The sequence below is a fragment of the Phenylobacterium terrae genome (assembly GCF_042681205.1).
In the GTDB taxonomy this organism is placed as follows: domain Bacteria; phylum Pseudomonadota; class Alphaproteobacteria; order Caulobacterales; family Caulobacteraceae; genus Phenylobacterium; species Phenylobacterium terrae.
This window is the reverse complement of the sequence record NZ_JBHUEY010000012.1, coordinates 356,706-367,845: the sequence shown is the minus strand read 5'-3', so window position 1 is coordinate 367,845 and position 11,140 is coordinate 356,706. Positions and strand designations below refer to the sequence as shown.

At 71.7% G+C, this 11,140-nt stretch carries 9 protein-coding genes; 2 read left to right on the top strand and 7 right to left on the bottom strand.

Annotation, left to right across the window (positions count from 1 at the left end; all coding sequences use genetic code 11):
- The 7 genes from ACFSC0_RS21300 to ACFSC0_RS21270 all read right to left on the bottom strand — a co-directional run.
- Positions 1–2,515, bottom strand: a 2,515-nt coding sequence (locus ACFSC0_RS21300) for a right-handed parallel beta-helix repeat-containing protein (RefSeq protein WP_377355263.1), incomplete at its 3' end; no start/stop codon positions are given.
- Positions 2,516–2,669: 154 nt separating this feature from the next.
- Positions 2,670–5,069, bottom strand: coding sequence for an endopeptidase La (lon, locus tag ACFSC0_RS21295; RefSeq protein WP_377283516.1), 2,400 nt, complete (start codon positions 5,067–5,069; stop codon positions 2,670–2,672).
- Positions 5,070–5,079: 10 nt separating this feature from the next.
- The gene (locus ACFSC0_RS21290; RefSeq protein ID WP_377283515.1) at positions 5,080–5,481 is read right to left on the bottom strand and encodes an Hsp20/alpha crystallin family protein; all 402 of its coding nucleotides are present in this window, start codon (positions 5,479–5,481) and stop codon (positions 5,080–5,082) included.
- A 55-nt stretch (positions 5,482–5,536) separates the two neighbouring features.
- The gene (locus ACFSC0_RS21285; protein WP_377283514.1) at positions 5,537–5,956 is read right to left on the bottom strand and encodes a four-helix bundle copper-binding protein; all 420 of its coding nucleotides are present in this window, start codon (positions 5,954–5,956) and stop codon (positions 5,537–5,539) included.
- Positions 5,957–6,021: 65 nt separating this feature from the next.
- The gene (ligD, locus tag ACFSC0_RS21280) at positions 6,022–7,485 is read right to left on the bottom strand and encodes a non-homologous end-joining DNA ligase (protein WP_377283513.1); all 1,464 of its coding nucleotides are present in this window, start codon (positions 7,483–7,485) and stop codon (positions 6,022–6,024) included.
- Between the two features lie 76 nt (positions 7,486–7,561).
- Positions 7,562–8,353 carry an endonuclease/exonuclease/phosphatase family protein gene (locus tag ACFSC0_RS21275; RefSeq protein WP_377283959.1) on the bottom strand — a complete coding sequence of 264 codons (792 nt, stop codon included), beginning with the start codon at positions 8,351–8,353 and terminating at the stop codon, positions 7,562–7,564.
- Between the two features lie 176 nt (positions 8,354–8,529).
- Positions 8,530–9,093: a TetR/AcrR family transcriptional regulator gene (locus ACFSC0_RS21270; RefSeq protein ID WP_377283512.1), complete on the bottom strand. Its 564-nt coding sequence runs from the start codon at positions 9,091–9,093 to the stop codon at positions 8,530–8,532.
- 152 nt (positions 9,094–9,245) lie between these two features.
- Here ACFSC0_RS21270 and ACFSC0_RS21265 point away from each other — a divergent pair, with 152 nt between their 5' ends.
- Complete coding sequence (locus ACFSC0_RS21265; RefSeq protein WP_377283511.1) at positions 9,246–9,986, top strand: SDR family NAD(P)-dependent oxidoreductase; 741 nt, start codon at positions 9,246–9,248, stop codon at positions 9,984–9,986.
- Complete coding sequence (locus tag ACFSC0_RS21260) at positions 9,983–11,128, top strand: MFS transporter (RefSeq protein ID WP_377283510.1); 1,146 nt, start codon at positions 9,983–9,985, stop codon at positions 11,126–11,128. The genes ACFSC0_RS21265 and ACFSC0_RS21260 overlap by 4 nt, the downstream gene beginning before the upstream one ends.
- Positions 11,129–11,140: the final 12 nt, after the last annotated feature.

Below are 11,140 nucleotides of genomic sequence, written 5' to 3'. Positions count from 1 at the left end.
TGAAGCCGGCGTAGGCCTGGTCGTCGTAGCGGGCGTAGTCGAAGCCGGCGCCGCCGTGCAGGTAGTCCGCCCCGGCTCCGCCGAACAGCTGGTCGTGCCCGCCCATGCCGTAGATGTAGTTGTCGCCGGCGTCGCCGAAGCCGTAGTCGTTGCCGGTCCCGAGGATCAGGCCTTCGATGCCGGAGAACCGGTCGCCCGCGGCCACGCCCGTGTTGCGCGCGGGATCCGCCAGCGAGACCGTGAAGCCCGCATAGGCGGCGTCGTCGTACCGGACGTAGTCGAAGCCCGTGTCGCCGACCAGCGAGTCCGCCCCGAGGCCGCCCCAAAGGACGTCGGCGTCCGCGCCGCCGTCGAGGGTGTCGTCGCCGTCGCCGCCGAACAGCATGTCGCGTCCGGCGGCGCCGGAGAGCGAGTCTGCGCCCCCGAGGCCGTCGAGGGTGTCGTTGCCTTCCTTGCCGGCCAGCCGGTTTCCGGACGCGTTGCCGACGATCCGATTGTCGAGCTCGTTGCCGGTTCCGGTCACCACCGTCCCGGTGAGGGTCAGGTTCTCGAGGTTGGCCCCGAGGGTGTAGGTGACCGCGCTCTGGACTGTGTCGATCCCGCCGCCGGCCAGTTCCTGCACCACGTCGGTGGTGACGTTGACCACGTAGGTGTCGTTGCCCGCGCCGCCGATCATGGTGTCGTCGCCGAGCCCGCCGTCGATGACATTGTTCCCGGCGTTGCCGATGATCCGGTTGCCGCCGTTGTTGCCGGTGGCGTTCAGGTGGCCGGACCCGAGGAGGGTCAGGTTCTCCACATCGTTCCACAGCGCCGCGATGCTGACGCTGGACTCGACCGTGTCGACGCCGCCGGCGCCGGCGTTGGTGACCTCGGAGACGACGTCGCCGACGTTGTCGACCCTGAACAGGTCGTCGCCGTCGCCGCCGGCCATGGTGTCGGCCCCGGCCGCGCCGTCGATGGTGTCGCGGCCGCCCAGGCCGCTGAGGCTGTCGCTGCCCGAGGTGCCCAGCAGCGAGTCGTCACCGGCGGTCCCGACGCCGGAGGGCGGCGGCGGCTCGCCCGTGCCGGACTTCACGTTGTAGGGGCCGGAGGGCGAGACCGTCAGCACGAACGGATCGAACTCGGTGTCGTCCGAGCGGTCCGCCGCGGCGACCCGAAGATGCACGGTGGTGGCCGACGTCGGGGTCCCGCTGATCGTGCCGGTGGTGGGGTCGAAGGTGAGCCAGCTCGGCAGCACGCCGCCGTTCACCAGGTTCCCCGACGCATCGATCAGCTGGAGGGCGAGCCGGACGGTGTCGCCCGCGTCGATGTCGACGTAGGAGCCGGCCGGGATCGTATAGTGGAAGGCGCTGACCGGCGCCCTGAGGTCGGGCGTCTCGGTGCGGACCTGCGGGCCGGTCAGGGTCGGCGCCCGCAGCATGCCGCTGATCGTGTTGCCGTCGATGAAGCTGTCGAAGGTCTCCTTCGACTCGCGGATCCCGTAGGCCGCCTTGATCGTCGCGCCGCCGACGATCGTGTTGTCGACGATGGTGTTCCCGGAGGAGACCCAGGTCCGGCCGGTGACCTCGTCCGGGGCCGAGTTGGTGTAGATCTCGTTGTAGGCGCCGGCGCCGGCCTGGGAGTTGCCCTCGAACCGGGAGTTCCGGACGGTGACCTCCGAACTGCCGTAGATCTTCAGGCCTTCCCGCATGTTGCCGTGCGCGTAGACGCCGTCGACCTCGATATCGTGCGAGAACTTCAGCAGGATGCCGGCCAGGGCGTTGCCGGAGATCTCGCCGCCCCGGATGATCAGGTCGTGGGGGGAGGGGATGTCCTCGCTGCCCCGCTGAACGGTGATGCCGTTGCCGCCGTTGCCGTAGGAGTCGTTGTTCTCGAGCAGCGTGTTCCGCGTCGAGGTGACGACGTTGAAGCCGTGGCGATCGTTGTTGTAGGCGACGTTGTTGCGGATGACCGAGTCGATCAGGAAATCGAGCGTGAAGCCGTCGAGGCCGTTTCCGTGGGCGACGCAGTTCTCGATGGTCAGGCGGACCGTCTGCTCGTGCGGGTCGAAGCCGTAGCCGGAGCAGTCCTTGATCTCGACGTTGCGGACCGTGATGTCCGCGCACTGCTGCGTCGAGTTGGGCGCGGTGCCGCAGAAGAAGCCGTCGACCTTCCCCGTGCTGTTGGCGTCGCGGTTGCCGTCGATGGTGATGCCCTCGACGGTCACGTTGGTGGTGACTTCATCGAACGGCGTGCGGACCACCCCGGTGATGCTGTTGTTGTTGCCCGGCAGGACCATCAGCACGGTCTCGCCCGGCCCGTCGCCCCGCAGCGTGACGTTGTCGCGCAGCTGGATCCCGGCGTCGGTCTTGTCGAGGCCGCCGTTCCCGATGCCCCAGATCCCGGCGGGGATGTAGACGACGCCGCCGCCATTGGCCGCGGCCGCATCGGCCGCAGCCTGGATCGCATCGCGATCGTTGGTCACGCCATCGCCCTTGGCGCCAAAATCACGGACGTCGAAGATCGTTTCGGCCACTGTCATTCCCTGCACTGCACAGCCCCCGAACCAGCCCGATGCAACAGGGGGGCTGGTGCGCTAACAGTGGACGCGCCCTTGGGTTGCCGGACGCGCGACGAGAAATGCGCCGTCGTTCGCGACGGCGCGGCCCGCGCGCGACGGCGGGGCGGACTCAGGCCGCGTGCGCGGTCCCGCCTTTCGACGGCGCCGCGTCTGCGGCGGCCGGATCGAGGGCTTCGGCGAGGGCCTGGTCGACGGTCTCCAGCCAGACGAACTCCAGCTTCCGGCGGGCCTCCTCGGGAATATCCTGGAAGTCGCGCCGATTGCGGGCGGGCAGCAGGACCCGGCGGACGCCCGCCGCGCCGGCCGCCAGCACCTTCTCCTTGATCCCGCCCACCGGCAGGACGAGGCCGCGCAGGCTGATCTCGCCGGTCATCGCCGTGTCGCTGCGCACCGTGCGGCCGGTGTGCAGGGAGGCGAGCGCGGTGAACATCGCCACGCCCGCGCTGGGGCCGTCCTTCGGCGTCGCGCCGGCCGGCACGTGGACGTGCACGTCCTGGTCCTTGAAGACGTCGCCGGGTAGCCCGAGCAAGGCGGCCCGGCTCTTCAGCAGGCTGAGCGCCGTCTGCGCGCTCTCGCGCATCACTTCGCCGAGCTGGCCGGTGAGGATCAGCTTGCCCGAGCCGGGCGTGCGGGCCGCCTCGATGAACAGGATGTCGCCGCCGACCGGGGTCCAGGCCAGGCCCGTGGCCACACCGGGCACGCTGGTGCGCAGGGCGGTCTCGTTCTCGAACCTGGGCGGGCCCAGCACCTCGGCCAGGTCCTCGGGCGTCAGGCGCACGCACTCGGCCTCGCCGCGGGCGATCCTCACGGCCGCCCGGCGGGCGACGCGGCCGATCTCCCGCTCGAGGTTCCGCACCCCGGCCTCGCGGGTGTAGTCGGCGATCAGCCGCCGGACGACGTCGTCGGAGACCTCCAGCTGGCCGGCCTTCAGGCCGTTCTCCTCGATCTGGCGGGGCGTGAGGTAGCGCTGGGCGATCTGCAGCTTCTCCTCGGCCGTGTAGCCGGCCAGGGTGATCACCTCCATCCGGTCGCGCAGCGGCCCGGGGATGGCGTCCAGCACGTTGGCGGTGGCGATGAACACCACCCGCGACAGGTCGAACGGCACGGCCAGGTAGTTGTCGCGGAAGGTGGCGTTCTGGGCGGGGTCGAGCACCTCCAGCAGGGCCGAGGAGGGATCGCCGTGGGCGCCCGCGCCCATCTTGTCGATCTCGTCCAGCATCAGCACGCAGTCGCGCGCGCCGGCCTTGCGGATCGCCTGGATGATGTTGCCGGGCAGGGCGCCGACGTAGGTGCGCCGGTGGCCGCGGATCTCGGCCTCGTCATGGACGCCGCCGAGGCTGAGGCGCGAGAACTTGCGGCCCATCGCCTTGGCGATCGACTGGCCGAGCGAGGTCTTGCCGACCCCGGGCGGGCCCACGAAGCAGAGGATCGGCGAGCGGCCCTCCGGCGCCAGCTTGCGCACCGCCAGGAACTCGATGATCCGGTCCTTGATCTTCTCGAGGCCGTAGTGGTCGGCGTCGAGGATCCTGCGCGCCTCGTCGATGTCGATCTGCGGCGGCTCGCCCACCTTCCAGGGCAGCTCGGTCAGCCACTCGAGGTAGGTGCGCACCATGCCGAACTCGGCCGAGGCGTCGGGCGTGCGCTCAAGCCGGCGCAGCTCCTTGCGGGCCTGCTGCTCCACCTCCTCGGGCATGCCTGCGTCCGAGATGGCCGTCTCGAGCTCGGCGAGCTCGGCCTTGGGGTCCTCCTCGCCGAGCTGGCGCTGGATCGCGGCCATCTGCTCGCGAAGAACCGCCTGGCGCTGGCGCTCGTCGAAGGCCGCCTGGGTCTGCTGGCTGATCTCGCGGGAGAGGCGCAGGACCTGCAGCCGGTGGGCGAGCTTCTCCGACACCTTCTCGAGCCGGGGCTTGAGGTCCACGGTCTCGAGGATCTCCTGCTTCTCCTCGGCGGTGATGTCCATGTGGGCGGCGGCGAGGTCCGCCAGGGCGCCCGGCGAGGTCACCGCCTCCACCGCCTCGACCAGCTCGGCCGGCGCGTTCGGCAGCAGCTGAAGGACCTCGATGGCCTGGTGCTTCAGGGCCAGGAACCGGGCCTCCAGGTCGTCGCCTTCGGAAACCGGCTCGGCCAGGTGCAGGCCCCGGGCGGCCAGGTAGGGCCGGCCGGCGAGGAACTCGGTGATGCGGAACCGCTGCAGCCCCTGGCAGATCACGTGGTGCGAGCCGTCGGGGGCGGTGACGTACCGCAGCAGGTTGGCGATCACGCCCGTCCGGTGCAGGTCGTCCGGCCCGGGCTCGGGCCCCGTGCCCCGCTGCAGCACGATGGCCAGCTGCTTCTGCTGGCGCACCGCCTCCTGGGCTGCGGCGATGCCCATCGGCGTCCTCAGGATGAACGGCAGCACGATCTCGGGAAACAGCACCGCCCCGTGCACCGGCACGATCAGCACGGCGTCGGCCGGCAGGGGCGGGAGCTGGACGGCGGGCTGTTCGGGCGCGGCGTTGGTGTCGGCCATCTCGATCCCCTCACGCGGCCTTCTGCAATGTGACCAGCAGGCAGCCGTTCGCGGCCTGCATGGCGACGGCGCTGTAACGGCCGGGCGGCAGCGGCACCGCGCGTTCGAAGCGGCCCTGCGGCAGCTCCAGGCGATGGATCACCGCCGTCTGCAGCTCCGGCGGCAGGATGCGTACGCCGCTGATCCGCAGCACCCCGTCCTCGATGGCCGCCTCCACCTTCTCGGAATCGACGCCGGGCAGGGCGGCGAGGATCAGCACCTGCTGGTCGGTCTCGATGACGTCGACCGGCGGCTCCCAGGCGGCCGCGCCGGCCCGGGCGGGGCGGAACATGTGCCGGTGCAGCCGCTCGGCCTGGGCCAGCATCTGCAGGGCGTCGGCCCACATCCAGTCGGTGGCGTCGTTGCGTTTCACGGGCCTCTCCCTCCGTCCCGACGGAACGGCCGGACCCCGGATCCGGCTCCGCGGGCTAGTGGGGCGTAGAGCCTTCCGGCAGGCTGGCGATGGCCGCGCGGCAGGCCTGTTCGCATTCGCGGCAGGCCTCGGCGCAGATGCGGCAGTGCTCGTGCTTCTGCGCGTGGCGCTCGCACTCGGCGGCGCAGCGGTTGCAGGCGAGCTCGCAGGCCCGCAGCTGGGCCAGGATGACCGGCACGTCGCCGCCCGAGCGGCGGGTGGCGATCAGGCCGCTGGTCAGGCAGACGTCGGCGCAGTCCATGTTCAGCCGGATGCACTGGACCAGCTCGGCCACCATCTCCTCGCCGAGGCAGGCGTCGGCGCAGCTGGCGCACACCTGGGCGCAGTCGAAGCAGGCCTCGATGCAGCGGGCGAGGGCGGCGTTCTCGTCGCCGCGGACGTGCGGGTGCGTGGCGATCATCTGCTGGGCGCGCATGGGGGCTCCTCCGGTGCCGGCGTTGGGTCGGGTGAGGAGCCAGCGAGCCGGGGGATTTGTTCCCGCTACCGCGCCGTGGGCAGCGGCGCGGCGGCCGCCTCGAGATCGGCCCAGGGATCGCGCCGGCGCAACCGCGTGGCGGCGTTGCGGATGGTGAAGGGCGCTCCGCTCAAGGCCTTGCGCGCTTCGCCCCAGGCGAGCGGCATGGAGACCGGCGCGCCGGGCGCGGCCCGCGGCGAGAGTAGGGCCACCGCGTGGTGGCCGGGGTCGTTTCGCAGGTAGTCCAGGAAGATGCGCCCGCGCCGCTGCGCCTTGGGCAGGGCGGTGGTGTAGAGGCCCGGGCTGTCGGCGGCCATCTCCAGGCAGAGGCGCTTGGCGAAGTCCCGGGCCGCCTGCCAGCTGGTCGGCGCCGTCTCCCGCTGCAGCAGCGGGGTGACGAGGTGGACGCCGCGCTTGCCGCTGCTCTTCAGAAAGGCGGCGAGGCCCGCCTGCTCGAGCCGCGCCTTCAGCTCGGTCGCGGCCGCGAGGATCTGGTCGAGGGTCTGGCCCTCCTCCGGGTCCAGGTCGAACACCAGCCGGCCGGGCAGCATCGGCCGGCCGGGCACGCTGTTCCACGGATGGATCTCGACGACGGCGATGTCGGCCGCCTGGACCAGCGCCTCGGGCGTGTCGAAGCCGGGATAGGTCTTGCCCTTCTCGGCCACGGTCCAGTGGGTGATCAGCGGCGAGGTGCGCAGGCTCCCCTGCCAGTGGCCCTCGTGCCGGACCCAGGTGACCTCGCCGAGGATCCCGTCCGGGGCCGTAACGACGGTGCAGGGACGGCCCTCGATGTAGGGCAGCAGCCAGGGCGCGATGGTCTCGTAGTAGCCGGCGAGATCGGCCTTGGTGACCGGCGGCGCCTCGCCGTGCGCGGGCCAGAGCGCCTTGTCCGCCCGGTCGACGTGCGCATGTCCGGCGGGCTTGGGCGGCGTCCCGCAAAGCGCCTCCAGCTGCGCCCCCTCCGCCCCGTAGGCCGCGTCCAGCCGGCGGCTGACGATGCCCGGAAGCCCGAGGCGGCAGGCGGCGTCGAGCAGCGGCCGGCCGCCGCCGGGGAGGGGCTGCACGAGCCGCAGCTTCGGCCCCAGCGCCGGTGCGGCCGCCGCCGCCAGCCGCTCGAGCCGCGCTTCCAGGGGCAGGTCGCGAATGTCGGCGCCGCCGTCGAACAGCAGGTCGTGCAGGAAGGCCACCGCCTCGCCGCCCGCCAGCGCTTCCTCGAGCCGCTCCGGAACCGGGCGGTCCTCGGCGTCGAGCGCGCAGAGCTCGGCCTCGTAGAGGCCGTCGGGAAGCCTGGCGGCTGCCCTGCCGAGCGCCTTCAGCCCCCCGGCCTTGCCGTCGCCCCACACGGCCTTGCCGCCTTCGACGCGCAACAAGGTGCGGAGCCCCGCGAGACGCACCTCATGCCGCCACCCGGCGCCGGTCGGCGGCGCCTTGGCCGGCGCGGCGGCCGGCAGGGCCGGAAGGTCGGACTTGCTGGAGCGGCGCCCCACCATGGCTGGCCAACGCCAGCCCCGGGCGGCCGTTCCGGATGGGGCCTGTACACACAGGCCTCGCGCGCCGCGGCGACGTCTAGATTTCGAGGATCAGGGGCGTGTGGTCCGAGACCTCGGGCTCGTACACCACCGAGAAGTCCGCCCCTTCCAGCGCCGGGCTCACGAGCATGTAGTCGGCGAACCGACCCGGCTTGGTGTAGTGGCGCGTACGGGTGCTGGCGTTGCCCCGGGCGCTAACCAGATCTGTGAGGCCGCACCGAGCGAGGATCTGGAAGGTCTGGCTGTCGGGCTCCACGTTGAAGTCGCCGCAGACCACCAGGTCGTCGCCCTCGGACGAAATCCAGCGAACGAGATCCGCCAGACGTTCCGCCTGCAAGATGCGTTCGGCGGTGTCCGCCTTCCCCGCAAGGTCCCGCAGTCCGTGCATGTGGACGACGCAGACGAACCGCCCGCGCCGGAAGTCATAGACCCGGACCGCGTGGGCGTTCCGGGAGCGGGGGTGCTCGCCGAACCCATTGGGCGAGAACGTCTTATGGACGAAGCGCTGCGCCTGCTCGACGATCGGCAGGTCGCGGCTCACGAAGGTGGCGAGCCCCCACTGTGACGGCACAGGAACCTCGCCGTCCCAAAGCATCCCCTGGGCGGCGGGGCAGAAGATCGCCTGGTGGTCTGGAAGCGCGGCGGCCACCTCGCCGAACAGGTTGGCGCGCTGCGGCAACACATGGTCGCCGTCGCGATACGTCAGCCAGGCTTTGTCGGTCGCAGGACTGTGCACCACCTCCTGGAGGCAGAGGATGTCAGGCGCCGCGGCCCCGAGATAAGCGATCAGTTCCCGATGGAGCTTTCCGCCCCAGCCGTTCAGGGACATCACCTTCAACGTCGATACTCCTGCTCCACATCGCCGGTATGGTGCGCCCTCACGCGGCCTCGGGGCGGTGGTCGATCACCTGCAACGCGCCGTCGCAGACGATCCTCGCCGCGATCGCACCTTCCCATCCGCACAACCGCGGCGCCCGACGGCACGCCAGCCGCACCCGCCGGGGCTCAGCGCTCGTCCGTCCCTGAGTTTCGGTCGAAGCCGTCCCACGCCTGCATGGCGCCGGCGGCGGCTGCGCAGAGCGCCTCGCGATCGGCGCCGTCCCGCGCGAGAACGGACATGCCGGTCTGCACCGCCATGTAGAAGGCCGCCGCCGCGGGGATGTCGAAGGTGGGCGGAACGTCTCCCTCGGCGACGCCCCTCCGCATCCTGGCTTCGAGGTCCTTCCAGTTGGCGAGGCGACGCGCGCGAAGGTCGCTGCGGACGGGGTCGTCCAGGCCGCCGTGCTGCGCGCCGAGCACCACCATGCAGCCGCGGGGCGTGTCCGGCCTGGAGTAGGCCTCGGCGGTGGCGGCAAGCAGCCGCGCCACGCCGTCCCGCGCCGCAGGCGCCGCCTCGAGCGGGGCCCAGATCGCGTCTCCGTACCGTTCGAGGTAGAGGCCAAGCGCTTCCCGGAACAGCGCCGCCTTGTCCCCAAAGGCGGCGTACAGGCTCGGAGCGCTGATGCCCATGGCTTCGGTGAGCTGGGCGATCGAAGCGCCTTCGTAGGTGTTGGACCAGAAGACGTCCATCGCACGCTCCAAGGCGACGTCACGATCAAAGCTCCGGGGACGGCCCCTGTCCGGCACAGGCGTTCCTTTCTGTAGTGATCATTATCAAAGGCGTTGACCGGCGTGGCAAGCCGCTCATATGTGTAGCGATCACTACAAATATGGAGCCGGAGATGCAGGAGTTCATCGGCAAGCGCGCGCTGGTCACGGGAGGCGGACGCGGGATTGGGGCCGCGATCGTCCGCCGTCTGGCGGCGGGCGGAGCCAAGGTCGCCGTCACCTATGCTGCGGGGGCCGAGCACGCCCGGCGGGTGACGGAAGAGATTGCCCAGGCGGGCGGCGTCGCGATGGCGCTGCAGGCCGACAACCGCGATGCGGCGGCCCTCGGGGACGCCGTCGATGCGGCCGCCGTGGCCTGGGGTGGGCTCGACATCCTCGTGAACAATGCGGGCGTGTTCCACGCCGCACCGATCGACGCCCTCTCGCTGGAGGCGTTCGACGAGACCATGGCGATAAATCTGCGCGCCGTCTTCGTCGCCACCAAGGCGGTGCTGCCGCACATGCCTGACGGCGGCAGGATCATCTCGATTGGCAGCAACCTCGCCAGCCAGGCGCCGACCCCCGGCCTCGTCGCCTATAGCACGAGCAAAGCGGCGCTGATCGGCTTCACTCGGGCCCTGGCGCGGGACCTCGGCCCGCGCGGCATAACTGTGAACGTCGTCCATCCCGGCTCCACCGATACGGACATGAATCCGGCGGACGGCGAGGCCGCTGACGCGCAGCGCGGTCGTATGGCGCACCAGCGCTTCGCCGACCCGGCGGAGATCGCCGCCGTCGTCGCCTTCCTCGCCTCGGAGGCCGGCCGCTCGGTCAACGGCGCCGGCTGGCTCATCGACAACGGCGCCAACGCGTGACGCACGCCCGGCTGGCGCGATCCCCCGCCCCGATCCTGATCTTCGGGGCGGCGGTCGTGGTGGCCACCGAGTTCGTCGCGATCGGACTGGCGCCGCAGATGGCGAGCGAACTGGGCGTCACCCCGACGGGGGCCGGTTGGATGATGACGCTGTTCGCCCTCGGCTCGATCCTGTTCGGGCCTGCGGCGGCGGCAGGCGCCACGCGCCTGGCGCCTCACACCGCTCTCGCACTGTCCCTGCTGCCGTTCGCCGCCAACCTGCTGCTGGCGCTCTTCGCCAGTCTGCCCCTGGCGATGGCGCTGCGTCTTGCCCAGGGCGCGGCTCTGCCGGTCTATGTCAGCGTGGCCGGCGCCGTCCTCGCCGCCCGGCAGGGCGCAGGGCGCGGCGTCGCCCAGCTCTATATCGGCGTCACGCTGGGCGGATGGCTCGCGCCGCCTCTGGGCGGCCTGGCGGCCGAGGCCTTCGGCTGGCGGGCGCCGGCCCTTGCTCTCGGAGCGCTCTCCCTTATGGCCGCGGTATGCTCGGCCTTCATCGACGCGCCGCCTGTGTCCCGCAGGCCGGGCGGCGTCGCTGCGCTGATGCGCACGCAAGGGTTCCCTGCCCAGCTCGCCCTCTCCACCCTGCTCTTCGCCGCGATGTTCGCAGGCTACGCCTACATCGCCACCATGCTGCGCCACGCTGGCCTGGGCGCCGGCGGGACCGCCGCGGGGCTGCTGCTCTTCGGCCTGGCCGGCTTCTGGGGGAACTGGCTCGGCGGCCGGCTTGAGCGCCACACGGTCTGGGGAAGCGCAGGGGTCGCGCTGGCGGTGGCTGTCGCGGCCGCCGCGCTCCTCGCCGGCCCCGGCGACGGCCCCGCGTTCGCCATCCTTGCGCTATGGGGCGCCGCGCACGCGGCTGGCTTCGTACTTTCGCAGGTGCGTGTGATGTCGGCCGCGCCCGCCCACCCAGATCTGGCGGGCTCACTGAACATCGCCGCCGCCAATCTCGGCATCGCCCTGGGCACCTTCACGGGCGGATTCGCGCTGGCGAACGCGGGCCTTGCCGGCGCCGGCGCGGCGGTCGGGCTGTTCGCCATGGCGACAATCGGCCTCGCGGCCGTTCTTCGACGCACGGGCGACCGCGGAAGCCGGAGCGCTCGTTAGCCGCCGTGGGAC